Here is a 23,620-nt window from a genome sequence, read left to right on the forward strand (position 1 = left end):
GGCCACCCGCACGGACCCCGGGCACTCCCCAGCCGCCGTCCCGTCACATCCCCCGTACCGCCCGGGCCAGTCGGGTGCCCGCTGACGCCCGTGCCCGGTTGATCGGGTCCCGGCGGCGGGGGTGGACCGCGTTGGTGAGGAGGATGAGGAAGGTGTCCGTCGCCCGGTCCAGGACCAGGGACGTGCCCGTGAAGCCGGTGTGGCCCGCCGCTCCCCTGCCCGCCAGCTCGCCCATGAACCAGGGCTGGTCGAGGGCGAACCCGAGGCCCGGTGGGGTCAGCATCAGCTCGACGAAGTCGGGGCCGAGTATGCGGGCGGGGCCGTAGGAGCCGCCCGCGAGCAGGGTGCGGCAGAAGACGGCGAGGTCACGGGCGGTGGAGAAGAGACCCGCGTGACCGGCGACCCCGCCGAGGGACCAGGCGTTCTCGTCGTGCACCCGGCCGCGGATCATGCCCCGCTCCGCCTTCGCCCAGGGCAGGCGCTGGTCCTCCGTCGCCGCGGCGGCCGGGCAGGGGCCGAAGGTCGTCGACGCCATGCCCAGGGGGCGGGTGATGCCGTCGCGGATCAGCACGTCGAGGGTCCGGCCGGTGAGGCGTTCCAGGACGTGCTGGAGGAGCAGGAGGTTCAGGTCGGAGTAGACGTGGGTCGTGCCGGGGGCCGCCGTCGGTGCCTCCGCGCGGAGCATCGACAGGCGGGCGGCCGGTGACGGGCAGTCGTACAGCGGGAGTTCGGGGCGCAGCCCGGAGGTGTGGGTGAGGAGGTGGCGGACGGTGAGGCCGTGCGCGGCGGCGCCCGTGAAGTCGGGGAGGTACGCCGCCACCTTCGCGTCGATGCCGAGGGTGCCGCGCTCCAGCTGTTGGACGGCGGCCACGGCCGTGAAGAGCTTGGTGAGGGAGGCCAGGTCGAAGGGGGTGTCCGGCCGCGCCGGGACCCGGGAGCCGGGAGGCAGCTCCACTCCGGCGTCGGCGCGCTCGTCGTAGGCCTCGTAGCGGACGGCCCAGCCGGCGGCCTCCTCGACGGCCACGACGGGGCCGCGTCCGGCGAGGACGACGGCGGCGGGGGCCCGGGGCCTGTCGCCCTCCGTCAGCGCGCGCACCTCTCGCGTGAGATGGCGCAGTTCCTCCGGGTCGAGTCCGGCCCGTTGCGGGGTGTCCGTGCGCAGTCTCGGCGCGCTCAGCTCTCCGCTCCCTCCACCGTCGAAGCCGTCGTGTCCTTCGAAGCACCCACCGTCGTACGCCTGTTCCAAGGACGGCACAGTGTCACGAAGCAGACCGCGGCCACCAGTGCCGCGGCCACCTGGACGACGGCCATGGGGACGGCCGTGTCCTCGCCGGCGACGCCGACCAGGGGGGACGCTATCGCGCCGATCAGGAAGGACGAGGTACCCAGCAGGGCCGACGCGGAACCCGCGGCGTGGCGTACCCGCATCAGGGCGAGGGCCTGGGTGTTGGGCAGGGTGACGCCCATCGCGGACATCAGCACGAACAGGGCCGCCGCCGTGGGCGCGAGGCCGACCTCGCCGAAGACGCCCAGCGACATCAGCAGCAGCGCGGTCGCGGAGACGGCGACGACGGTCAGGCCCACCGCGAACACCTTGTCCAGGCTGACCCGGCCGACCAGGATCTTGCCGTTGATCTGGCCGACGACGACCAGGCCGACGGAGTTGACGCCGAAGAGCAGGCTGAAGGTCTGCGGTGAGGCGCCGTAGATCTCCTGGATCACGAACGGGGAGGCGCTGATGTAGGCGAAGAGGGCGGCGAAGGCGAAGCCGCCGGCGAGCGTGTAGCCCATGAAGACCCGGTCGGTGAGCAGGCCGCGCATGGCGTGCAGGGTCTCGCCGATGCCGCCGCCGTGGCGTTCGGCGGGGGTGAGTGTCTCGGGGAGCTTCGCCCAGACGATCGCGAGCAGGGCGATGCCGATGGCGGTGAGGACGACGAAGACGCCCCGCCAGTCGGTGACGCGGAGGACCTGACCGCCGATCAGCGGGGCGATGACCGGGGCCACTCCGGAGATGAGCATCAGCGTCGAGAAGAACCGGGCCATGGCGTCGCCGTCGTACAGGTCGCGGACGACCGCGCGCGCGATCACGATCCCGGCGGAGCCGGCGAGGCCCTGCACCAGGCGGAAGGCGATGAGGGTCTCGATGGTGGGGGCGAGGGCGCAGAGCGCGGTGGCGACGATGTAGACGGCGAGGCCGAGCAGGAGGGGGCGCCTGCGGCCCCAGCGGTCGCTCATCGGGCCGATGAGCAGCTGGCCGAGCGCCATGCCGGCGAGGCAGGCGGTGAGGGTGAGCTGGACGGTGGTGGCGGGGGCGTGCAGGGAGGTGGTGACCTCCGGCAGGGCCGGGAGGTACATGTCCATCGCGAGGGGCGGGGTGGCGGTGAGCCCGCCGAGGATGAGGGTGACGAGGAGACCGGTGCGGCGGAGGCCGGTGGAGGCCGGACCGGTGGGGCTCGGCTTCGGCTGCGACTGCGACTGCGACTGCGAGTGTGGCCTCGGGTGCGACTGGCGCTGTGGCTGCGGCTGTTCCGGCGAGCCGGGCCGCCCTGGTGACCCCGGCCGTCCCGCCGGTCCCGGTCGTTCTGCCGGTCCCGGGCGTCCCGCCCGCTGTTCCGTCCCCGTCCCCGTGCCCGGTCCCGCGGGCTCGTCCGTCGGCGCCGCCGTGTTCGACTCGGCCCGTGCCGAGCCCGGTATGTGCCCCTCGGGCATGTGCCCCTCCCTCTGCGTTCGCTCCGCCACCTATGCTCTCAGCTCGTACGACGTGGGCGGGGTCACATCCCGTCCCGGGGCCGAGGACAGGGGTGGCGATGTCGAACGACGGACGTGTGCGGTGGGGAATCCTGGCTACCGGAGGGATCGCCGCGGCCTTCACGGCCGACCTCGTCGACCTGCCGGACGCCGAGGTCGTGGCGGTGGCCTCACGCAGCGAGGATTCCGCGAAGGCCTTCGCGGAACGGTTCGGGATACCCCGGGCGTACGGCGACTGGCGCGCGCTCGCCGAGGACACGGATGTGGACGTGGTGTACGTCGCCACACCGCACTCGGCACACCGCACGGCCGCCGGGATGTGCCTGGAGGCCGGGCGGAACGTGCTGTGCGAGAAGCCGTTCACACTGAACGTGCGCGAGGCGGAGGAACTGGTCGCGCTGGCGCGGGAGCGCGGGCGGTTCCTGATGGAGGCCATGTGGACGTACTGCAACCCGGTGGTGCGCCGGCTCGCGGCGATGGTGCGGGACGGCGCGATCGGTGAGGTACGGACCGTGCACGCCGACTTCGGCATCCTCGGACCCCTCGCGTCGTCGCACCGGCTGCGGGACCCGGCGCAGGGCGGGGGCGCGCTGCTCGACCTGGGTGTGTACCCGGTGTCCTTCGCGCACCTGCTGCTCGGCGAACCCTCGGAGATCATGGCGAAGGCCGTGCTCTCCGAGGACGGCATCGATCTCCAGACGGGCGCCCTGCTCTCCTGGGAGAACGGCGCCCTTGCCTCGGTGCACTGCTCCATCGTCGGCGGCACCGCCACCAGCGCGTCGGTCACCGGCTCCGAGGGCCGGATCGACGTCCCGGACGGCTTCTTCTTCGCGGACCGTTTCGTCCTGCACCGCGAAGGACGCGACCCGCAGACCTTCGCGGCGGACCCGGCCGACGGTCCCCGCAACAGCTTCCGGCACGAGGCCCGGGAGGTCATGCGGGCCCTGCGGGCCGGCGAGACCGAGTCCCCGCTCGTCCCCCTCGACGGCACCCTCGCCGTGATGCGCACCCTGGACGCGATCCGCGACCGTATCGGGGTGCGCTATCCCGGCGAGGACGACCGCCGGGGCGACGCGCTCGTCACTACACCGGCGTGAGCCCCGCGGCTACACCGGCGTGAGCCCCGGCGTGCCCGCCTCCACCGCGAAGGACGCCACCGTCGAGATCCCGGCCCCCGGCGTCGTCACGTAGGGCACGGCCTTGAAGTCGGCGCGGGCGGCCTCGCGGTCGAGGGCGACCGTGAGGTAGCCCCGTCGGCCGTGGTAGAAGCGCATGTGGGGGTTGGCGGTCATGTAGGTGTCCCAGTTCGCGGGCTTGTCGGTGCCGTTGCCGCCGCTGCTGATCGAGGTGGCGACGAGTTCCGTGCCGACGGTGCGGGACGAGCGGTCGTCGAAGTCGCGCTTGATGTCGAAGGCGTAGCCGACGTGGACGTCACCGGTGAGGACCATCAGGTTCTCGACGCCGGCGGCCTCCGCGCCGGCGAGGAGGCGTTCGCGGGAGGCCCGGTAGCCGTCCCAGGCGTCCATCGCCACCCGGTAGACGTCGCCCACGGCGTTGCGGCGCTGGGAGAAGGTGACCTGCTGCGGGACGACGTTCCAGACGGCGTCGGACCGGTCCCAGCCGTCCAGGAGCCAGCGCTCCTGGGTGGCGCCCGTCATGGTGCGCGCGGGATCGGCGGACTCCGGGCCGGGGATCTGCCAGCCGTCGCCCTGCGCCTGGTTGGAGCGGTACTGGCGGGTGTCGAGTATGTCGAACTGGGCGAGGCGGCCCCACCGGAAGCGGCGGTAGAGCCGCATGTCGGGCCCGTCGGGGCGCTGGGGGCGGCGCAGCGGCTGGTTCTCCCAGTACGCGCGGTAGGCGGCGGCACGGCGCAGCAGGAACTCCTCGGAGGGCTCGCCACCGTCGGGGTGCTCGCCGGCGTAGTTGTTCTCGGTCTCGTGGTCGTCCCAGGTGACGACGAAGGGGTGCGCCGCGTGGGCGGCCCGCTGGTCGGGGTCGGTCTTGTGCAGGGCGTACCGCAGCCGGTAGTCCTCCAGGGTGACCGTCTCGTGGTTGAAGACGTCGGGCAGGACGCGGTCGGTGTAGTTGCGGGCGCCGCCCACGGAGTTCACGGCGTACTCGTAGAGGTAGTCACCCAGGTGGAGGACGACATCGATGTCCTCCTCCGCGAGGTGCCGGTAGGCGGTGTAGTAGCCCTGGTCGTAGCGCTGGCAGGAGACGGCCGCGAAGGTGAGCCCGGTGGCGCCGGTCAGGTGACCGCGGCCGGGGGCGGTGCGGGTGCGGCCGGTCTCGCTGATCCACCCGCCGGCGCGGAAGCGGTAGTGGTAGACGCGCCCGGGGGCGAGGTGGCCGACCTCCACGTGGACGGTGTGGTGGAACTCGGGGTGGGCGGTGACGGTGCCGCGTCTGACGATGCGTCGGAATCTCTCATCGAGTGCCAACTCCCATTGCACAAGGATGCGTCGGGCGGGCAGTCCGCCGTCCGGCTGGTACGGGGCCGGGGCGAGCCGGGTCCACAGGAGCACGGAGTCGGCCAGCGGGTCGCCGGAGGCCACGCCGAGGGTGAAGGGGTCCTCGCCGATCTGCGCGGGGTCCAGCGTGGCGGCGGCCGCGACGCCGGCTGCGGGGAGGTTGGTGGCGAAGGCGAGCGTGGCGGCGGCTCCCGTGAGGGTGAGGAAGCGGCGGCGGTCGAAGTGGCGTGCGGCCGCGCGGAGTTCGGCCGCGTGCGACGAACGGGGCAGGGTCGGCCCCTGGGGGTACTGGGCGCTCCGGGTGTTCCGGCTGCTGTTCTGGGCTGTGGGTGTCATCTGGCCCTCGTCTGAAGGTAGTTGTCTTTCGGCATTGGAGTGGCCAGGTTCGACGATCTTCTGTCACGTACACAACACCCAGATGGCGGACGAATGAGTTCCGGATGCCGGACGCCGCCTGCGCGGCCCGGCACGCCCCCTCCTTTACGCTGCGAGGCCATGAACGCTATGCGAACCAAGATCGCGATCGTGACGGGCGCGGGCTCCGGCATCGGCCGCGCCGTGGCCGTGGAACTGCTGCGCACCGGCTGGTCGGTGGCGCTCGCGGGCCGCCGCGAGGACAAGCTCGCCGAGACCGCGGCCGAGGCGGGCGCCACGACGGACACCGGCGCCCGGAGCGGGTCCCCGGAGGCGCTGTGCGTCCGTACGGACGTCTCACGCCCCGGTGACGTGGACGCGCTCCTCGCAGCGGTGCGCGACCGGTTCGGACGGCTGGACCTGCTGTTCAACAACGCGGGCACGTTCGGACCGGGCGGGGTGCCGGTGGAGGAGCTGGACTACGCGGCCTGGCGGCACGTCGTGGACACCAACCTCAACGGGGCGTTCCTGTGCGCGCAGGCGGCGTACCGGCAGATGAAGGAGCAGGACCCGCGGGGCGGGCGGATCATCAACAACGGCTCCATCTCGGCGCACACCCCCCGCCCGCACTCCGTCGCCTACACCGCGACCAAGCACGCCCTGACCGGCCTCACCAAGTCGCTCTCGCTGGACGGTCGGCCGTACGGCATCGCGGTCGGCCAGATCGACATCGGCAACGCGGCGACGGACATGACCGAGCGCATGCCGGCCGGCGTCCTCCAGGCGAACGGGCAGCTCGCCCCGGAGCCGGTGATGGACGTGGCCGACGTGGCCCGGACCGTGCGGCACATGGCGGAGCTGCCGCTGGAGGCGAATGTGCAGTTCGCGACGGTGATGGCGACGGCGATGCCGTACGTGGGGCGGGGCTGAGCGAGGTGACGCGGGCCCCGCGACACTCGTCCACGGCTCAACCTACACAAACGGAAGCTGATGCTCCGGTCCATAAGAGCACGTGACAGTCATATGCTCAGGACGCGTCTCCACGAGAGCTTCACACTTGGAGGCGGCGGCTTCCGTGGCCAACCCGAGGGGGAGGCGGCAGCCGTTCCGCGGTCCGGAAGGGGGCGGACCTCGCGTGGGACCGCGAGGTAAGCACCGGAGCGCGGAGCGGCTGCCCACACATGTCCGGGCCCGGTCGTGGGCCCCCGGGCGCGCGGCGGTCAGGCGCGGCGGGTGATGTCCCGGGTCGGCTTCGGCTCGACCGCCCCGGCGCACGGCCTCACAACCGGCGCCCTCACCTCCCCAGGAGCCGGTCGATCTCCGTCACCTGGTCCGCGGTGAGCGGGCCCTTCGCGAGGGCGCCCGCGTTCTCCTCGGCCTGGGCGACCGAGCGGAAGCCGGGGATGGGCACGGTCCGGGGGCTGCGGGCCCAGATCCAGGCGAGGGCACCCTGCGCGAGCGTCCGCCCCTCGCTGGTGAGGACCTCGCGCAGCGCTTCGACCCGGCCGAGCCACTCCGGGTCCGCGCCGCCGTCCGCGCTGAAGCCGGGCAGCCAGGCCGGCGGCGTACTGCGGATGTCACCGGCCTCCAGGGCACGCCCACCGGTGTGCTTGCCGGTGAGCAGCCCCATGGCCAGGGGGCTGCGGTTGACGCTCGCGAGGTCGAACTCCTCGCACAGGGCCAGGAGTTCGGGCGCGTCCTGGAGGATGTTCAGGCGGTGCTGCACGGCCGTGCAGTGCGGCCCTTCGGCGAACACGGCCGCCCGGTCCGGGTCGTCGGTGCTCCAGGCGTACGCCCGGATCAGCCCCTCCCGCACGAACTCCTCACATGTCTCGCGGAGTTCGGCGGCCCGCTCGGGGTCGGCGTCGGAGATGTGCAGCTGATACAGGTCGACATGGTCGGTGCCGAGGCGGTCGAGGGAGGCCGTGAGGGCGCGGCGGGCGTGAGCCGGGGTGTCGTCCTGGCCGGTGCGGGTGCGGGTGGCCTCGTCGAAGAGGTTGCCCCACTTGGTGGCCACGACGACGTCCGCGCGGCGCTTGCCGAGGGCCCGGCCGAGGACGCGCTCGCTGTGGCCCGCGCCGTAGGTGTCAGCCGTGTCGAAGAAGGTGACACCGAGGTCGAGGGCGCGGTGGACCGCCCGTACGGACTCCTCGTCGTCGACCTTGCCCCAGCCCAGCGGCTGCCCGTCGGTGTCCTGCCACTCTCCGCCGATCGCCCAGCAGCCGAACCCGAGGGCGCTGACCTGGATACCGCTGCGACCGAGGGAGCGGGTGTGGGGCTGCGGGTGCGAAGTCGTCTCCATGCACACGGACGTTAGAAGTTGGAGTGCACTCCAACGCAAGCCCTCTCCACGAACACGAGCCCCAACCCTCCTGGCCGTCCGGGATGTTACGCCTGACCCGTCTCGAACCGGCTGATCTTCCCGTCCTCCGACACCGTGAAGCGCCACGCGGTGCGCATCTCGCCCCAGGTGTCGTTGCGGTAGTTGGCGACCAGCGCCCGGCCGCCCGCTGATTCGCGCTGGACCTCGATGTGGCCGTGGGAGGAGAAGATCTCCCGGTCGGTCCAGTCCGCGAGGTCGCGGTCGGAGCCGTCGTCCGACATCGTCGCGTCCTCCGTGAGGAGCGCGAAGAAGGCGTCCTCGTCATGGGCGTTCACCGCGGCGACGAAGGCCCGGACGGCCGGGTCGCTGAGTTTGGCGGGTGCGATCGTCATGGCGGCCAGCCTCACACCGTTCCCGGGGGCGCGCCACCGGAGGCGCACGGCGGATCCGGGGCCACCCGAACGGCGGCTCGCCCGGGTCGCGCGGGTGTGATCGGTGCGACGGTGGATACGCGGGAGGGGACCTACGCACCGGCTGCCCGGGAGTGTTCATGACCTCATTCGACCGACGTGATCTGGGACTGCTGCTCCTGCGGCTGGGCACGGGCGGTGTGCTCGCCGCGCACGGGACGCAGAAGCTGTTCGGCTGGTTCGGCGGACACGGCATCGAGGGCACCGGCGCCTTCATGGAGTCCGTCGGGTACGCGCCCGGCAAGGCGAGCGCCACCGCCGCCGGCCTCGCCGAGACGGGCGGCGGCGCGCTGCTCGCGCTGGGGCTCGCGACGCCCGCGGCCGGTGCCGCCGCGGCGGGCGCGATGGGCGGCGCGGCCGCGATCCACACGCCCAACGGGTTCTTCAACACCGAGGGCGGCTACGAGTACGCCGCGACCCTGGGCCTGGCCGCCGCGGGCCTCGCCGTCGCCGGGCCCGGCCGGCTCTCCCTGGACCACGCGCTCCGCCATGTCGTCGACCGGGGCTGGATGGTCCCGGTGGCGCTCGCCGGCACGGCCGCGGTCACCGCGGTGGTCGTGGGCCTGCGCACCCAGCGGGTACGCAGGGAGAAGGAGGGCGAGCAGGAGGCGCTGTTCGAAGAGTGACCTCGGCTGTCAGAGGGGCGTGACAAGCTGCGGCCATGAGCGAGCATCCCCGGCGTCCCCACACCCCCGACGACCTCTGGCGGTCCGTCACCCGTCTGCACGCCTGGCTGGAGGCTGACCAGCCGTACGGCGGCCAAGAGGGCCTGCTGCTGCGGATGTTGAAGCTCCAGGAGGAGGTCGGCGAGGTCGCCCAGGCGGTGATCGGCGCGACCGGGCAGAACCCGCGCAAGGGCACCACCCACACCTGGGACGACGTCCAGTCGGAGCTGTGCGACGTCGTCATCACGGCTCTGGTGGCGCTGCGCACCCTGACCCCGGACGCCCGAGCGGTCTTCGATGCCCATCTGGCCGGGGTCACCGCACGCTCGCTGGGCCCCCGCCATGGCTGACAACGCGTTCTGGATCGCCGCGCTCACCGCCGGCACGGCCGTGCTGGCGAGTTGGGTGACGAGCCGGGGGACCGCGCGGGCGGCGCGCATCCAGGCGGACACGACGGCGGGCGCGCAGCGCGTGGAGCGGCTGCGGGAGGCGCGGCGGACGGCGTACGCCGCGTTCATCGAGCAGGCGCAGCGGCTGAACGACGTGCACTGGAAGGTGTCCGACGTGGTCCGGGGCGCCGAGGGAGTGCTCGGCCCGGAGCAGGTGGAGGAGCTGCGGCGGCTGCGGGAGCGGCAGCGGGACGAGTACGCCGCGCTGCGCAACCTCACCTGGATCGTCTCGCTGGAGGGGCCCGAGGAGGTCGCCGACCTCGCCAACGCCGTCCGGCGGACGACGAACCCCTTCCACAAGGCGATCGAGGCGATGATCGAGGGCGACACCGGTGCCGCGGCGCGCTTCGACGCCTGCTACACGCCGTTCTGGGACGCGCTGAAGGTCTTCAACAGGGCCTCCCGCGACACCCTGCACACCATGTAGGCGCACCGAGTGGGCCGACGGTACGTCCTACCCGGCAGTTCCCCGGTCATACCCCGGGGTGACCCGGTGGCGGTGTCGTACTGCGTTCTGAGTACCCGCGATTGTCGGCAGCCGCACGACGACGGGACAGGGGCCGCGAGGGGAGTCTTGGCTGACATCCGAGACCTCTGACGTGGAGACCTGCGACCCATGGCAACCTTCCTTCATCGGCTGGGCCGGCTGGCCTTCCGCAAACGCTGGTACGTCATAGTGATGTGGCTGGCGGTACTGGGCGCCGTAGGTGTCGGCGCCCTCAAGGCCCCGGGAGCCTCCGACGAGGAGTTCTCCATGCCGGGCATCGAGTCCCAGAAGGCGTTCGACCTGATGGAACAGCGTTTCCCCGGGATCACCGCGGACGGCGCCACCGCCCGGGTCGTGTTCGTCGCCCCGAGCGGCGAGAAGGTCACCGCCGCCGAGAACAAGAAGGCCGTCGAGGAGACGGTGGCGGATCTGGCCGACGGTTCCCAGGTCGCGAGCGCCGTCGACCCCTTCCGGGCGGGGGCGGTCAGCAAGGACGGCACCACGGCCTACGCGACGGTCACCTACAAGGTCACCGCGAACGACCTCACCGACGCCAGCAAGTCCCACCTGGAGGACACGCTCCACGCGGCGCAGGACTCCGGGCTGACCGTCGAGGCCGGCGGGACCGCCATGGACGAGCAGGGCGGCGCGGGCGGCGCGGCCGAGGTGATCGGTGTCGCCATCGCCTCCGTCGTGCTGCTGGTCACCTTCGGGTCGCTGGCCGCCGCCGGACTGCCGCTGCTGACCGCGCTGGTGGGCGTCGGCCTCAGCATGGCCGCGATCCTCGCGCTGTCCGACGCGTTCGGTCTGTCCACCACGACGGGCACCCTCGCGATGATGCTGGGCCTCGCGGTCGGCATCGACTACGCCCTGTTCGTGGTCTCCCGCTACCGCGAGGAGCGCGCCAAGGGCCGTTCGCCCGAGGAGGCGACCGCCCTCGCCACCGGCACGGCCGGGTCGGCGGTCGTGTTCGCCGGACTCACCGTCGTCATCGCGCTGGCCGGGCTGTCCGTGGTCGGCATCCCGATGCTGACCAAGATGGGGCTGGCGGCGGCGGGCGCGGTCGTCGTGGCCGTGCTGATCGCGCTGACCCTGGTACCGGCCGTCCTCGGCTGCTGGCCGAACGCGGTGCTGGCCCGCAAGGCCCGCAGGAGCGGCCGGATCGAGGAGAGCCCCGCGGACAACGGCGGCACCCGCTGGTCGCGGTTCGTGCTGCGCCGTCCGCTGCCCGTGCTGATCCTCGGCGTCGTCGGCCTCGGCGCGCTCGCCGTCCCGATGACCGACCTCCAGCTGGGCATGCCCGGCGACGAGGCCAAGTCGACCTCGACCACCGAGCGCCGGGCCTACGACGCGCTCGCCGAGGGTTTCGGGCCCGGCTTCAACGGGCCGCTGACGATCGTCGTTGACGCCGAGGGGACCGACGACGCCAAGGGGGCGGCCGACACGATCGCGAAGGAGATCGGCGCCACCGAGGGGATCGTGTCCGTGTCCCCCGCGCGGTTCAACGAGGCCGGTGACACGGCCGTCTTCTCGGCGGTGCCGGCCACCGCGCCGACCGACGAGAAGACCAAGAACCTGGTCACCACCATCCGCGACGAGCGGCCCGGCCTGGAGTCCGAGACGGGCGCCACGTTCGAGGTCACCGGCACCACCGCGCTGAACATCGACATCTCCGACAAGGTGCAGTCCGCGCTGGTCCCGTATCTGCTGGTCGTGGTCGGTCTGGCCGTCATCCTGCTGCTGGTCGTCTTCCGCTCCCTGCTGGTCCCGCTCAAGGCGGCCGCCGGCTTCCTGCTGTCGGTGCTCGCCTCGCTCGGTGTGGTCGTCCTGGTCTTCCAGCAGGGCCACGGCGCGGAGATCCTGGGCGTGGAGCAGACCGGCCCGATCATGAGCCTGATGCCGATCTTCCTGGTGGGCATCGTGTTCGGTCTGGCCATGGACTACGAGGTGTTCCTGGTCTCACGGATGCGCGAGGCGTACGTCCACGGCGACCGGGCCGACGAGGCGATCACCAGTGGCTTCCGGCACAGCGCCCGGGTGGTCGCGGCCGCCGCCCTGATCATGATCGCGGTGTTCGCCGGGTTCATCGGCGAGAGCGAATCCATGATCAAGATGATCGGGTTCGGGCTGGCCTCCGCGGTCCTGTTCGACGCGTTCGTCGTACGGATGGCGATCGTGCCGGCCGTGCTGGCGCTGCTCGGTGACAAGGCGTGGTGGCTGCCGAAGTGGCTGGACCGGATGCTGCCCCACGTCGATGTGGAGGGTGAGGCGCTGACCCGCCGCGCCGACGACGCGGATCCGGCGCCGGCCGAGACGGCCGAGCTGGAAGTGACCCGCGCCTGATCCGACCGCCCCACCCCCGCCGGGGGCCGTCCGTGGCGAAGGACACGGGCGGCCCTCGGGGGCGTTCCCGCCGAAGTCGGCGACCATCGAAGTCGTCGACGACCACCGAAGTCGACGACCACCGAGGTGGTCCCTGCCATGGTCCCCGCTCACCTACCGGAGCCCCGATGACCGCCCTGCGGAGTCCCGACGCGTACCACCCGGCGGAGCCCTCGACGAGCGCCGTCCCGCGGAGTCCCCGATGACCACAGCCCTGGAACGGCACGCCGCGGACCGTCTGGGGGACCTCTACGGCCGTTACGCCCACCTCGTCGACCTGGTCCTGGCCCTCGCGCTGATGGGCTGCGTCACCCTCGGCAGCGCGCTCACCCTGCCCGGCGCCAAGCCGCCGGACCAGGACGGGGTCGGGGTGGCCCTCATGGGTGTGTCCTGTCTCGCGCTGCTCAAGCACCGCACCCACCCGCGCGCCGCCCTCGTCGTGACCGCGATCTGCACCACGGTCGCCGTCGCCCTCGGCTATCTGCTCACCCCCCTGCTGCTCGCCCCGATCATGGCGGCGCTCTACTGGCTGGCCATGCTCACCGACCGCAGGACCACCCGTGTCTACGGCTGCGCCACCATCGCGGCGATGACCCTCGCGGCCGTGTTCTCCGACTCCATGGAGCACCTCTCTCTGGTGCTCAGGACGATCGGCCCGTTCTTCTGGCTGCTGCTGCCCCTCGCCGCCGGCCGGGGGACGCTGGCGCGGCGGGCGTATCTGAAGTCGATGCAGGCCCGCGCGGAGCACGCCGAGCGCACCCGGGAGGAGGAGGCCCGGCTCAGGGTCGCCGAGGAACGGATGCGCATCGCCCGCGACCTGCACGACGTGGTCGCCCATCACCTGGCCCTCGCCAACGCCCAGGCGGGCACCGCCGCGCACCTCACCCGTACCGACCCCGAGCAGGCCCACCGCATCCTCACCGAGCTGACGGCCACCACGTCGGCGGCGCTGCGCGAGCTGAAGGGCACGGTCGGGGTGCTGCGCCGGCCCGACGACCCCGAGGCGCCGCTGGCGCCCACCCCCGGGCTCCACCAGCTCCCGGAGCTGACGGCGGCCTGCGAGTCCGCCGGTCTCGCGGTCACCGTCACCACGGACGGCGTCCCGGGGCCGCTGGACCCCGGTGTGGACCTGACGGCGTACAGGATCGTGCAGGAGGCCCTCACCAACGTCAGCAAGCACGCCGCCGTGGACGCGGCGCGGGTCCGTCTCGTGTACCAGGAGACGCATCTGACGATCACGGTCTCCGACGACGGCGTGCCCCGCCCGCGGGGCACGTCACCGCGGGGCACGTCACCGCGGGGCACGTCATCGCGGGGCACGTCCGAGCCCGGCCGTGGATTCGGCCTCATCGGCATGCGGGAGCGGGCCCAGTCCGTCGGGGGCTGTCTGAGCGCCGGTCACCGGCCCGAGGGCGGCTTCGAGGTCACCACCGACCTGCCGCTGCGGCCGCACCCCTCCCGCGTCGCCGCCCCGGTGCCGGACCTGGTGCCGGACCCCGCCCCTGACCAGCGGAACTAGCCGCTCACGACCAGTGGAGGAAACACGACGCCCATGACCATTCGTGTCCTGCTCGCCGACGACCAGGCCCTGCTGCGGGCCACCTTCCGGATCCTCATCGACTCCTGCCCGGACCTGGAGGTGGTCGCCGAGGCCACCGACGGCCGGGAGGCGGTCGACCTCGTCCGGGTGCACCGCCCCGACGTGGTCCTCATGGACATCCGGATGCCCGGCACGGACGGGCTCACCGCGACCGCCGTGATCTGCGCCGACGAGGAGCTGGCCGACACCCGTGTGCTGATCCTCACGACGTTCGAGATCGACGAGTACGTGGCCCAGGCGCTGCGCTCCGGCGCCAGTGGCTTCCTCGGCAAGGACGCCACCGCCGACGCGCTCCTCGACGGCATCCGCACGGTGGCCGCCGGCGACACGCTGCTCTCCCCCGCCGCCACCCGGACCCTCATCACACGTTTCCTCGCCACCCCCACCCCCGGCAACCGCCTCGCCGCCCCCGACCGGCTGACCATCCTGACCACGCGCGAGCGGGAGGTCATGTCCCTGGCCGCCGAGGGCCACTCCAACGACGAGATCGCCGAGAAGCTGTACGTGAGCCCGCTGACGGTGCGGACCCATGTCCACCGGGCGATGACGAAGCTGGGCGCCCGCGACCGGGCCCAACTGGTCGTGATGGCGTACCAGTCGGGCCTGGTGCGGGTCGCCCCGCCGGAGTGAACCGTCTACTCCTTGTAGAAGGTGGCGTCCTGGCGGTCGAGGGTCGTGCTGACCGGCTGGGTGTGGAGCAGGTTGTCGTAGTGGCGGATGTACCGGCCGGGGAAGTTGAACGACTCGTAGGAGACCCCGGCCGCGGTGTCGGCGAGGCCGGCCCGCTGGAAGAAGGACGCGTCCGCGTCGAACAGGGCTGTGCCGTCGTCCTTCTCCACCCAGAGCTCGTTGTTCTTGTGGCGGAGGTAGTAACCGGGGAAGTTCGCCGACTCCAGCGAGACCGTGCCACTGCCCGTCAGCCCGGTGACGATCCGGAACTGCGAGTCGGCGAGGTTGGTGACGTTGCTCTCCAGCTTGGCGCGGTACTCCCAGTGCCGGATGTACTTGTCCGGGAAGTTGAACGAGGAGAGCCGGACCGGGGTCGCGCCGTCGGCGACGGGGATGCCGAAGTTGGGCGTGCCGTCGGCGTTCCAGTACAGCTTCTGGTAGCGGGTACGGCGGTTGGGGTCGTTGAGCGGGTCGCCGCTGATGTCCTTGTAGTTGCGGTCGTGGTAGACGAGGATGTCGGACTTTCCGTCCTCGGACGTGGTGAAGGTGTTGTGGCCGGGCCCGTACTGGCCGGTCCGGTCGTTGCTCCTGAAGACCGGCGCCGAACTCTTCGCCCAGGAGGCGGGGTTCATCAGATCCGCGGACGCGGAGGCGGTCAGCAGGCCCAGGCAGTAGTTGGCGTCGGTGGCGCTGGCCGAGTAGGCCATGAAGACCTTGCCGTTGCGCTGGATGACGGCCGGGCCCTCGTTCACCCGGTGCCCGACGGTCTCCCAGGAGTACTCCGGCTTGGAGATCATCACCGGACTGCCGCTGATGGTCCAGGGGTTGGACATCCTCGCCAGGTACAGGTTGGTGCCGCTGCCGACCGCGGGGTCGTTCTGCGCCCAGCTGAGGTAGCGGGTGCCGTTGTGGGTGAAGGTGGTGGCGTCCAGCGAGAAGGTGTCCAGCGGCAGCGCGATCCGGCCCTTCTCGGTCCAGGTGCCGGTGATCGGGTTGGCCGCGCTGGTCTCCAGGACGTACGGCCGGATCTTCCAGATGTCGTTCGAGGCACCGGCCGCGAAGTACACGTACCACTTGCCGTCGATGAAGTGGATCTCCGGCGCCCAGATGTGGGCGCCCATCTCACCGCTGGCGTGCTTGGTCCAGATCGTGGTCTCCGGGGCCGTTGCGAGACCCTGGAGGGTGGTGGACCGGCGCATCACGATCTTGTCGTACGCGGGGACGGTGGCCGTGAAGTAGTAGTAGCCGTCGGTGTGCTTGTAGATGTGAGGGTCGGCCCGCTGCTCGGCTATCGGGTTGGTGAAGGTGACGGCCGGGGACGCCGGGGCGGCGGCCTGGGCGGGGGTGGTCACGGTGGTGAGCACGGCGAGCGCGGCTGCGGCGGCCACCAGAACCCGTCTGACGAGTCGTCTCATGTGTTGACGCGGCCCTTCGAGGTCAAGGAGGTGGAGAGGTGGGGGATCAGGCGGTCGTCGGGACGAGCCGCCACTGCTGGCAGTTGTTGTTGAGCCAGGACCACTGGCGTACGTCGGTGCCGTTGGCGGTGCCGCAGTCGGCGACGTCCATGACCTTGCCCGTGGAGGCGTTGACGATCCGGACGTAGTCGCCGCCGAGGTAGACCATGCGGAACTTCTGGCAGTTGTTGTTCAGCCAGGACCACTGCCGGATGTCGGTGCCGTCGGCGGTCGCGCAGTCGGCGACGTCGGCGACCTTGCCGGTGGCGACGTTCACCAGCCGGCTGGTGTCGTCCGCGCGGTCCTCGATCCGCCACTTCTGGTTGGCCCCGCCGCTGCAGGTCCACTGGAAGATGTTGGTTCCGTCGGCCGTGTTGCCGCCGTTGACGTCGAGGCACTTGCCGCTGTTGCGGTTGACGATGGTGTACGCGGTCGGGGTCGTCGCGGTCTCACCGGAGGGCCCGGCGATGGTGGTCCCGAGGGCGACCGGGGTGCCGAAGTTCGGGGTGCCGTCGGCGTTCCAGGTGAACTTCTGGGCGCGGGTCGTACGGCCGTTGTCGCAGCCGTCGCTCGCGGCGTCGTTGGCGTGGTAGACGATCCAGTTCTCGGTGCCGTCGGGCGAGGTGAAGAACCCGTTGTGGCCCGGCGCGTAGACCCCGGCCGCGTCGTTGCGCTGGAAGACGGGCGTCTGCTTCTTCGTCCAGGAGGAGGCGAGCAGCGGGTCGGCCCCGGTCAGTTCCAGCTGTCCGAGCTTGTAGTCGGGGCCCCAGCAGGCGCTGGCGGAGTAGATGAGAAAGGTGCGCCCGTTGCGGTAGAGCGGCTCGGGCCCCTCGTTGACCTCACCGCTCTGGGTCTCCCAGCTCAGGGTCGGGCTGGAGATGACGGTGAAGGTGGGGCTCGCGAGGGTGTACGGGTTGCTCAGCGGCGCGATGACGAGGCTCTGCTTGCTGCCGCCCGCCGAGCCGCTGCCGACCAGGTACAGCTTGTCGTTGTGCTTGAGCACACTGACGTCGATCAGCCAGCCGCCCGGGTTGAGGTTGGACCCTGCGAGCTGGTTCTTGAAGGTGTACGGCCCCATCGGGTCGGACCCGGCGCTCTCCAGTACGTAGGTGCGCTGGTCGTCGCAGCAGGCGGAGGCGCGCGGCCCGGCGGAGTAGTAGAGGTACCACTTGCCGCCGAAGAAGTGGATCTCCGGGGCCCACATGTTCCAGTTGCGGGTGGAGGTGCTGTCCGACCACACCTGCACGCTGGGCGCGGTGCTCAACCCCGCCAGCGTGGGTGACTTGCGCATGGTCAGCTCACCGGTGAACGAGGTCGTCACCAGGTAGTAGTTGCCGTTGTAGTACTCCAGCCACGGGTCGGCGCCCTTCTGCGACTTCACCGGGTTGGTGTACGGCTTGCCGTCGGCGGCGGCGGCGGGCGGGGCCGACTGGACGGCGAGGAGTGACGCGAACAGGGCCAGCAGCGCGGCCCCCAGCGTCACCCGGTGACGGACTTGGATGCGGAACACGGCAAGTCCCTTCGGGGGCGGCTCTCGGGGAGGGGATCGAAAGAAGAATTGTTCGACATTGCGAACGTTGTGCGTAACTTCGGCCAGAAGGTAAAGGTGAGGCAGGAGGGGCGTCAATGGATGCGACACGATTTGATGCCGAGGAGGCCCTCGGAATAGATCCCGAAGGATGCCGGGTTGGCGATGGCATGGCGAAACAGAACCTGGGTCGATACGGCATCTGGAGCATCGGGCTGCGGACGGAGGACCCCGCTCGACGCGGTGAAGTCGCCGAAGCGGCAACCGAGTTGGAGGAGCTCGGCTTCGGCGCGATCTGGCTGGGCGGCAGCACGTCGGTCGACCACGCCGTCCCCCTGGTCGAGGCCACGTCCGGCATCACGGTCGCCACCGGCATCCAGAGCATCTGGCAGCACGAGGCCGCCGAAACGGCCGCGCGCTTCGCGGAGTTGGAGGCCGTCCACCCGGGGCGCTTCCTTCTCGGCCTGGGCGTGAGCCACGCGAAGCTCGTGGAGCAGTACCGGCGCCCGTACGCCGCGATGGTCGCCTACCTGGACGCCCTGGACGCGGCCGGGGTACCCGCGGACCGCCGGGTGCTGGCCGCGCTGGGCCCTCGCATGCTCCGCCTCTCCCGGGACCGGGCAGCCGGCTCACACCCGTACCTGGTGACCCCGGAACACACGGCCGAGGCGCGCGAGGCGCTGGGTTCGGGCGCGCTCCTGACCCCCGAGCTGAAGGTGATCCTGGAGCCCGACGCGGACCGCGCCCGGTCCGTCGCCCGCGCCCACCTCGCCTTCTATCTGACCCTCCCGAACTACACGAACACCTTCCTCCGCCTCGGCTACACCGAACCCGACCTCGCGGACGGGGGCAGCGACCGCCTGATCGACGCGGTGTACGCATGGGGTGACGATGATCGAATCCGGGAACGGGTGGACGAGTTCCACGCGGCCGGCGCGGACCATGTGGCTCTCCAAGTACTCGACAGGCGGGAGGACGACGCGCTGCCGCGGAAGGAGTGGGAGCGGTTGGCGGAGGTGGTGGGGGTGACCGGCTGAGGGGTGTGGTCCCTGGGCGGGGGCGGCGCACACACACCGCCCCCGCCGGATGGCTGCCCCGCCCTGCGCCCTGAATCAGCGCACGGTGCGGACGAACACATCCCCGATGAGGTTGGTGTCCTCGGGCACGAGTCCGGGATGGTACGACTCGAAGACGACCGTCGACTCGTCCCCGCTCAACGCCGCGTCCCCCACGGTGACGGGCTTGCCGTCCTGCCCCGGGGACAGCAACTGCTCCTCCCCGGTGCACAGATCGCGCAGGATCAGCCCGAAGGACGCACGGTTCGCGTCGGCCGTGTTGAGCAGGAGCTTGGAGCCGTCGCGGGACAGGTCGGACAGCAGGGTGAGGTCGGTGGGGGCGTGGCCGTCGTACCGCTGGAGGGTGCCGGTTCGCAGGTCGCGGACGAAGGCGTTCACGCCGTTGTTGGTGTCGGCCCGCGGGACGAGGTTGTCGGCCGCCGAGTTGAAGCCGACCCTGGAGCCGTCGGCGCTCAGCACGGGCGCGGCGGACGAGGTGGTGGCGGGGACTCCGTCATGGGTGGCGTCGGCGTGCACGGTACGTCCGCTCTTGCGGTCGTAGACCAGGATGTCGCCCTGATCGCCGTTGCCGGGCCCGGTGTACCCCTCCAGATAGGCGACCTTGCGCCCGTCCGCGCTGATCGCGACCTGCTCGCACCGGTAGTAGGTCTTGGAGCCGTCCGTCTCGCGGCTGACCCGCCGCACCTGCTGCGTCTTCCGGTCCAGCAGCATGACCCGACACGGGAACGAGCCCTGCGGCTCGGCGGCGTACCGGGCGACGAAGGCGACGTACCGCCCGTCGGCGCTGACGGGCGCGATGCCGTACGACAGTTGATAGCCGTCACCCACGGCGGGCGCCAGCCGCTCGACCGTCCCGGTGCTCAGATCCATGAGGTGGACGGAGGAGGTGGCGGTGGCGGTCGAGTAGGAGCCGAAGGTCAAGTACCGCCCGGACTCGGAGAGTTGGGGCGTGGAGGTCGTCTCCCCCGGCACGACGACGCGCTGCAGGGGCTCACCGGGGCCGGTCCGGTAGTAGACACTGTTCCGCACGTCGGTCGTCGGCCCCAGGTTGGTGGCGGAGGACATGAAGGCCACGACACGCCCGTCGGCGCTGACGACGGGGTCGGTGGAGTGGCCGTTGCCACCGGTGACGCCGTCCGGGGCCACGCTGATCCGCTGGGTGGTCGGCACGGCGGTCGACGGTTCGTCCTGGGCGACGGCGGACGCGGACGCGACAGACGTCGCCGCCGCAGCCACCAGAACAGAACCGACGGCATGCGCCAGCACACGTAACACAGGTCTTTTCACTGGTTCCCCCTTCAACAGGAGCACGATGAAAGCGCGCCCCCGACGAAGGGTCAATGCTTTGAACTACCTTGCGGGGGTGGACCTTTTCTCCTCTTCCTGGGCAGCGTTGCGCGCGGCGGTGGCCGACCTCACGGACAAGGATTTCGAACAGCCGTCGGGCTGCGCGGGCTGGCTGGTGAGGGACCTCGTCTGCCACCTGGTCATCGACGCGCAGGACGTACTGATCACGCTGGTGACGCCTGCCGACGCGGATGGCGGAACCACGGTCGACGCGACGACCTACTGGCAGGTCTCGAACGATCCCCCGGCCGTCGGGGACGAGGACCCCCTGGCGGCACTGACCGTCCGCCTGGCGGCGGCGTACGAGGACATGGCCCTCCTCAAGTTCCACCTGGACGACGTGGGTTCGGCGGCCGCCCGCGCGGCGGAACTCGCGGACCCCACGGCCCGGGTGACCACCCAGAACCAGACCCTCACGGTCGCGGACTACCTCACGGCATACGTCCTGGAATGGACCCTCCACCACCTGGACCTGACGGCCCACCTGCCGGGCATGACGGGGCCGTCCCCGGAAAGCCTCGCCCACTCCCGCACGGCACTGGAACGGATCGCCGGAGCGGCGTTCCCCGCGTCCTTCACCGCAGAGGACGTCCTGCTGATCGGCACGGGCCGCCGGAGACCGACGGACAGCCAGCGCGCCGACCTGGAACCGCTGGGGCTGAAGCTGCCCCTTGTGCTCGGCTGATCAACGCCGTGGACGGCCCGGCCTGAGCCGAGCCGTCCACGTACACCTGCCTGGAGCGAGCGACGCTCGACGGTCAGCCGTCGGTCAGCCCCCGACGTACCAGGTGAACCCGCCGTTGGACGCGGCCACGGCGATCAGCACCGCGAAGATGACCAGATCCACGATGCCGAGGACGATGCCGGCGATGGCCAGCCCGTTGGTGCGAGATCGGGAAGTGGCAGAAGAATGCCTGACAGACCTGCTCCCACAACAATCCGAGCCTCAGCCCCTCGTCCCCTCCTGCCGCTCGCGGATGAAAGACGTGGAGCTGATCATTGATACAGCCCGGCCCGTAAGCCGTCACGAATCCTTGTGATCCTGAGGAAGCTGCTCCGCCAGACCTGCTTCCAGAGCGCGCCAGTCATGGCTGATATCTCCGTTGACCTGCGGCTCCCCCAGAAATTCACGGAACCGAGACAATTCCGCCTGGCATCTTTCATGCATCAGTCCTCGAAGGACAGGTCCAGAGCCCTCGTCCCACAGGCCCGCCGCATTGCGTGTCCCTCCCGCCATGCCGCCTCCCACAGACCTGTCCAGCGTGTTCGGCACCAGGATCGAGAAAGAGTCGTCGATGGCTCCGGCTCCGTAGTGCGACATGAAAGCCATGCAGCCCGAGGGAACCCGCCCCCAGGCCGTTCGGAGCGCAGCCCAGTCGACGCCTTGATCCTCGCCCGGATCGGACGGCATGACGGCCAGGAGTCGGGCCATATCGTCGCCGGACTGTAGAGCGAGTTCGGCACGACCCGGTCGAAGTCGATTCCTGGCGCCCCATTCCTGTACACGCCTGAGGCTGCGATCTGTAGTGCCACCGGAACAGTCCGCGCACCGGCATACTCCCCAGAGTGCGCTCAAGAGGCTCATGCCGTATTGCAATGATGAAGCGATAATGGCCACGTCACAATTAGTGCCCAACCGCACCGCAACGGCCGGTGGTTGCCGGCAGCCGGCGTCCGGCCCTTCACGTGATGGGATGAGCGTGAGCTGCTGGCGAGATCGGCGGCGCCGGTCCGGACTCGCCCTGGACGTGCCCCGACGGCGGCAGTGGCGTCACCTGCCGGCGCGGCGGTTGGCGTCCGAAGCTGGTCAGGCCGACTGACGTGCGGAGCGGGTCAGGCCGAGACGGAGTGCGCGGGTTCCCTGGTGACGCCGGCCCCTGTCTCCAGCCGGTAGACGATCTTCCCATCGAACTCGGTGAAGCCGAGCTCCCGGTAGAACGACCGGGCCCCCTCGTTCTCACGGTCGGTCATCCACTCCAGGCGACTGCATCCCGGCCGCTCCTGGGCGATGTCGCGGAGCCTCCGCATCAGCGCCTTTCCGACTCCCTGCCGACGGAGGGAGTCCCGGACGTAGAGTTCCTTGAGGAAGAGGGAGTGGGAGGAGCCCGCGGCCGGCCAGAGAAACGAGTACGCGGCCATGCCCACGATGTCGCCCCGGCCGTCCTCGACGAGCAGGGCGGAAGCCAGTGGTGGGGAACCGAAGAGAGCCTGCCTGACTTGGGACCGGCGCTCTTCGAAAGGCTGGATCTCGGTCGCCCCGTAGAAGCGCTCGATCTCTTCGATCAGCCTGGCCAGTGCCCGGACGTCACCCACACCGGCCGGGCGAATCCTCATGCTCATGCGTGCTCTCCTTCTTTCTCGTCGTTTCGGGCGTCGACTCGGTCAACGCGCGTTGCGCCATCGCGATGCGCGTGGCAGAGCTGTGCGGGTGGCAGAGCTATGGGGGCGACGGCGCTGAAGCCGACAGTTCCCATCCGTGCCGGAGCAGCGACCTCTGAACGTGCCGGATGAGGTGCTCCAGGTCGGCGCAGTAGACCGAGGGGTTGTCATAGCCACGGGCGGAGCTGAAGCGGTGCGGAAGGTAACCGCCGCCGCAGACCTCGACCAGCGGGCAGGACCGGCATTGGTCGGCGAGCGCATCCTTGCCGTACTGCCTGTGCGAGAGCTTTGGATGGAGGGCCGCCTCGTCGAGGGTGGCGTGGAAGACGTCGAGGCCCAGCCAGGAGGCGCCTTCCTCGACGGAGCGGAGGGTGTCCACACCTTCCAGGGACCCGTCGGATTCGATCACCACGGTTGCGGGTGGGGCGAGTCCGAGCGTCTCGACGGAGCCACGTACACCCGCACTGAGAGCGGCCACATCCTCCAGCATCCGGACGGTGTGGCGGTGCTGGGGCCGGGCGAGCCAGGCGTCGTAGACACGGCTCATCCACATCCCGTACTCGGGGAGCGAAGGGTTGTTGCGAGGGGGTGGGGCGTCGTGCGTGCCGTGCGGGAGGTTGAAGTCGATGACCGGCGGATCGAAGGCGGCCAGGTAGTCGTGGACTTCTTCCGGGCTGTTGGCCAGATCGACCACGGCCAGCAGGCCTGCGAACAGGTGCGGCCGGGTTCGCAACAGTTGTACGCCGCGTTCGGCCGAGGCCGCGCTCGAACGGGACGCATGGGTCAGGCGGTGCCGGTCGTTGGCGTGCGGCGGTCCGTCGAGGCTGACGCCCACCGTGACCGCGAACTCTTCGAACAGGTCGAGCCAACTCTCCGAGAGCAGCGTGCCGTTGGTCTGCAGCTCGAAGCGGACTTCCGGGCCGTCCGCCGGGATCTCCTCACGGAGGGCGGTCAGCAGGGCATGCGTGTGCCGTCTGCCGGCCAGTAGTGGTTCGCCTCCGTGCAGTACAAGATCCACTGTCCGCAGCTGGTGCGTCGCCGCGTGCTGGCGGATTCTCCTCCCGGCCGCTCGGGCGACCTCCACGCTCATGCGGGCGGGCAGCCTTCGCCATGCCTGGTCAGGGGAGTTGAAGACGTAGCAGTAGTCGCAGTCGATGTTGCAGCGGTTCGCGGACTTGAGAACGAACGACCGGAAGGGAACGGGATAAAGCGTCACGA

21 protein-coding genes are annotated in these 23,620 nt (G+C 70.9%); 10 read left to right on the forward strand and 11 right to left on the reverse strand.

The features are described from left to right. Nucleotides 1–43 precede the first annotated feature (43 nt). Nucleotides 44–1,246 (reverse strand): serine hydrolase, encoded by a 1,203-nt coding sequence (locus GWK25_RS31855; protein WP_215454978.1) that lies wholly within the window; start codon nucleotides 1,244–1,246, stop codon nucleotides 44–46. Next, nucleotides 1,174–2,709 (reverse strand): Bcr/CflA family efflux MFS transporter, encoded by a 1,536-nt coding sequence (locus tag GWK25_RS31860; RefSeq protein ID WP_251829118.1) that lies wholly within the window; start codon nucleotides 2,707–2,709, stop codon nucleotides 1,174–1,176. Before GWK25_RS31860 ends, GWK25_RS31855 begins: the two co-directional genes overlap by 73 nt. 98 nt (nucleotides 2,710–2,807) lie before the next feature. Here GWK25_RS31860 and GWK25_RS31865 point away from each other — a divergent pair, with 98 nt between their 5' ends. Continuing rightward, complete coding sequence (locus GWK25_RS31865) at nucleotides 2,808–3,845, forward strand: Gfo/Idh/MocA family protein (RefSeq protein WP_215454981.1); 1,038 nt, start codon at nucleotides 2,808–2,810, stop codon at nucleotides 3,843–3,845. A 9-nt stretch (nucleotides 3,846–3,854) separates the two neighbouring features. Here GWK25_RS31865 and GWK25_RS31870 read toward each other — a convergent pair whose 3' ends face one another. Further along, the gene (locus GWK25_RS31870; RefSeq protein WP_251829119.1) at nucleotides 3,855–5,555 is read right to left on the reverse strand and encodes an alkaline phosphatase; all 1,701 of its coding nucleotides are present in this window, start codon (nucleotides 5,553–5,555) and stop codon (nucleotides 3,855–3,857) included. Between the two features lie 159 nt (nucleotides 5,556–5,714). On the opposite strand from GWK25_RS31870, the gene GWK25_RS31875 reads away from it, so the two are divergent. Beyond that, nucleotides 5,715–6,503, forward strand: coding sequence for an SDR family oxidoreductase (locus GWK25_RS31875; protein ID WP_215454983.1), 789 nt, complete (start codon nucleotides 5,715–5,717; stop codon nucleotides 6,501–6,503). Nucleotides 6,504–6,867: 364 nt separating this feature from the next. Here the strand turns inward: GWK25_RS31875 and GWK25_RS31880 are convergent, their stop codons facing one another. Both GWK25_RS31880 and GWK25_RS31885 read right to left on the reverse strand, forming a co-directional pair. After that, nucleotides 6,868–7,875, reverse strand: coding sequence for an aldo/keto reductase (locus GWK25_RS31880; RefSeq protein ID WP_215454985.1), 1,008 nt, complete (start codon nucleotides 7,873–7,875; stop codon nucleotides 6,868–6,870). Between the two features lie 86 nt (nucleotides 7,876–7,961). Then, the gene (locus GWK25_RS31885) at nucleotides 7,962–8,288 is read right to left on the reverse strand and encodes a nuclear transport factor 2 family protein (RefSeq protein WP_215454987.1); all 327 of its coding nucleotides are present in this window, start codon (nucleotides 8,286–8,288) and stop codon (nucleotides 7,962–7,964) included. Nucleotides 8,289–8,446: 158 nt separating this feature from the next. On the opposite strand from GWK25_RS31885, the gene GWK25_RS31890 reads away from it, so the two are divergent. The 6 genes from GWK25_RS31890 to GWK25_RS31915 all read left to right on the forward strand — a co-directional run bounded on the left by GWK25_RS31890 (nucleotide 8,447) and on the right by GWK25_RS31915 (nucleotide 14,579). Further along, on the forward strand, nucleotides 8,447–8,992 hold the full coding sequence (locus GWK25_RS31890; protein WP_215454989.1) for a DoxX family membrane protein: 546 nt from the start codon (nucleotides 8,447–8,449) through the stop codon (nucleotides 8,990–8,992). A gap of 35 nt (nucleotides 8,993–9,027) precedes the next feature. Continuing rightward, nucleotides 9,028–9,381 (forward strand): MazG-like family protein, encoded by a 354-nt coding sequence (locus GWK25_RS31895; RefSeq protein WP_215454991.1) that lies wholly within the window; start codon nucleotides 9,028–9,030, stop codon nucleotides 9,379–9,381. Beyond that, entirely contained in the window at nucleotides 9,374–9,907 is a 534-nt protein-coding gene (locus GWK25_RS31900) for a hypothetical protein (RefSeq protein WP_215454994.1), read from the forward strand. Before GWK25_RS31895 ends, GWK25_RS31900 begins: the two co-directional genes overlap by 8 nt. Nucleotides 9,908–10,096: 189 nt before the next feature. Next, nucleotides 10,097–12,310 (forward strand): MMPL family transporter, encoded by a 2,214-nt coding sequence (locus GWK25_RS31905; protein WP_215454995.1) that lies wholly within the window; start codon nucleotides 10,097–10,099, stop codon nucleotides 12,308–12,310. A 241-nt stretch (nucleotides 12,311–12,551) separates the two neighbouring features. Beyond that, nucleotides 12,552–13,868: a sensor histidine kinase gene (locus tag GWK25_RS31910; protein ID WP_215454997.1), complete on the forward strand. Its 1,317-nt coding sequence runs from the start codon at nucleotides 12,552–12,554 to the stop codon at nucleotides 13,866–13,868. Between the two features lie 33 nt (nucleotides 13,869–13,901). Continuing rightward, on the forward strand, nucleotides 13,902–14,579 hold the full coding sequence (locus GWK25_RS31915) for a response regulator transcription factor (RefSeq protein WP_215455000.1): 678 nt from the start codon (nucleotides 13,902–13,904) through the stop codon (nucleotides 14,577–14,579). Between the two features lie 5 nt (nucleotides 14,580–14,584). On the opposite strand, the gene GWK25_RS31920 is transcribed toward GWK25_RS31915, so the two are convergent. Continuing rightward, nucleotides 14,585–16,033 (reverse strand): family 43 glycosylhydrolase, encoded by a 1,449-nt coding sequence (locus GWK25_RS31920; RefSeq protein WP_215455002.1) that lies wholly within the window; start codon nucleotides 16,031–16,033, stop codon nucleotides 14,585–14,587. Between the two features lie 46 nt (nucleotides 16,034–16,079). Continuing rightward, complete coding sequence (locus GWK25_RS31925; RefSeq protein WP_215455004.1) at nucleotides 16,080–17,582, reverse strand: family 43 glycosylhydrolase; 1,503 nt, start codon at nucleotides 17,580–17,582, stop codon at nucleotides 16,080–16,082. 188 nt (nucleotides 17,583–17,770) lie between these two features. On the opposite strand from GWK25_RS31925, the gene GWK25_RS31930 reads away from it, so the two are divergent. Further along, nucleotides 17,771–18,637 carry an LLM class F420-dependent oxidoreductase gene (locus tag GWK25_RS31930; protein ID WP_215455007.1) on the forward strand — a complete coding sequence of 289 codons (867 nt, stop codon included), beginning with the start codon at nucleotides 17,771–17,773 and terminating at the stop codon, nucleotides 18,635–18,637. 75 nt (nucleotides 18,638–18,712) lie between these two features. Here the strand turns inward: GWK25_RS31930 and GWK25_RS31935 are convergent, their stop codons facing one another. Beyond that, nucleotides 18,713–19,963: a hypothetical protein gene (locus GWK25_RS31935; protein ID WP_215455009.1), complete on the reverse strand. Its 1,251-nt coding sequence runs from the start codon at nucleotides 19,961–19,963 to the stop codon at nucleotides 18,713–18,715. Nucleotides 19,964–20,039: 76 nt separating this feature from the next. Between GWK25_RS31935 and GWK25_RS31940 the strand changes: the two genes are divergently transcribed. Further along, nucleotides 20,040–20,708, forward strand: a complete 669-nt coding sequence (locus GWK25_RS31940) for a maleylpyruvate isomerase N-terminal domain-containing protein (protein ID WP_215455010.1) — start codon at nucleotides 20,040–20,042, stop codon at nucleotides 20,706–20,708. A 339-nt stretch (nucleotides 20,709–21,047) separates the two neighbouring features. Here the strand turns inward: GWK25_RS31940 and GWK25_RS31945 are convergent, their stop codons facing one another. The 3 genes from GWK25_RS31945 to GWK25_RS31955 form a co-directional block, all read right to left on the reverse strand. Further along, nucleotides 21,048–21,353, reverse strand: coding sequence for a hypothetical protein (locus GWK25_RS31945; RefSeq protein WP_215455012.1), 306 nt, complete (start codon nucleotides 21,351–21,353; stop codon nucleotides 21,048–21,050). 503 nt (nucleotides 21,354–21,856) lie between these two features. Further along, on the reverse strand, nucleotides 21,857–22,363 hold the full coding sequence (gene haaN, locus GWK25_RS31950) for a cyclophane-containing RiPP N-acetyltransferase HaaN (protein ID WP_215455014.1): 507 nt from the start codon (nucleotides 22,361–22,363) through the stop codon (nucleotides 21,857–21,859). A 97-nt stretch (nucleotides 22,364–22,460) separates the two neighbouring features. Continuing rightward, nucleotides 22,461–23,618, reverse strand: a complete 1,158-nt coding sequence (locus GWK25_RS31955) for an FxsB family cyclophane-forming radical SAM/SPASM peptide maturase (protein ID WP_215455016.1) — start codon at nucleotides 23,616–23,618, stop codon at nucleotides 22,461–22,463. Nucleotides 23,619–23,620 lie beyond the last annotated feature (2 nt).

This window comes from Streptomyces sp. ATCC 21386, assembly GCF_018728545.1.
Taxonomy (GTDB): domain Bacteria; phylum Actinomycetota; class Actinomycetes; order Streptomycetales; family Streptomycetaceae; genus Streptomyces.

Coding starts and splice junctions, on each gene's coding strand:
- GWK25_RS31895 (WP_215454991.1), top strand. CDS start 9,028: ATGAGCGAGCATCCCCGGCGTCCCCACACCCCCGACGACCTCTGGCGG.
- GWK25_RS31890 (WP_215454989.1), top strand. CDS start 8,447: ATGACCTCATTCGACCGACGTGATCTGGGACTGCTGCTCCTGCGGCTG.
- GWK25_RS31860 (WP_251829118.1), bottom strand. CDS start 2,709: ATGCCCGAGGGGCACATACCGGGCTCGGCACGGGCCGAGTCGAACACG.
- GWK25_RS31870 (WP_251829119.1), bottom strand. CDS start 5,555: ATGACACCCACAGCCCAGAACAGCAGCCGGAACACCCGGAGCGCCCAG.
- haaN (WP_215455014.1), bottom strand. CDS start 22,363: ATGAGCATGAGGATTCGCCCGGCCGGTGTGGGTGACGTCCGGGCACTG.
- GWK25_RS31945 (WP_215455012.1), bottom strand. CDS start 21,353: ATGGCTTTCATGTCGCACTACGGAGCCGGAGCCATCGACGACTCTTTC.
- GWK25_RS31905 (WP_215454995.1), top strand. CDS start 10,097: ATGGCAACCTTCCTTCATCGGCTGGGCCGGCTGGCCTTCCGCAAACGC.
- GWK25_RS31885 (WP_215454987.1), bottom strand. CDS start 8,288: ATGACGATCGCACCCGCCAAACTCAGCGACCCGGCCGTCCGGGCCTTC.
- GWK25_RS31880 (WP_215454985.1), bottom strand. CDS start 7,875: ATGGAGACGACTTCGCACCCGCAGCCCCACACCCGCTCCCTCGGTCGC.
- GWK25_RS31930 (WP_215455007.1), top strand. CDS start 17,771: ATGGCGAAACAGAACCTGGGTCGATACGGCATCTGGAGCATCGGGCTG.
- GWK25_RS31920 (WP_215455002.1), bottom strand. CDS start 16,033: ATGAGACGACTCGTCAGACGGGTTCTGGTGGCCGCCGCAGCCGCGCTC.
- GWK25_RS31875 (WP_215454983.1), top strand. CDS start 5,715: ATGAACGCTATGCGAACCAAGATCGCGATCGTGACGGGCGCGGGCTCC.
- GWK25_RS31915 (WP_215455000.1), top strand. CDS start 13,902: ATGACCATTCGTGTCCTGCTCGCCGACGACCAGGCCCTGCTGCGGGCC.
- GWK25_RS31910 (WP_215454997.1), top strand. CDS start 12,552: ATGACCACAGCCCTGGAACGGCACGCCGCGGACCGTCTGGGGGACCTC.
- GWK25_RS31865 (WP_215454981.1), top strand. CDS start 2,808: ATGTCGAACGACGGACGTGTGCGGTGGGGAATCCTGGCTACCGGAGGG.
- GWK25_RS31900 (WP_215454994.1), top strand. CDS start 9,374: ATGGCTGACAACGCGTTCTGGATCGCCGCGCTCACCGCCGGCACGGCC.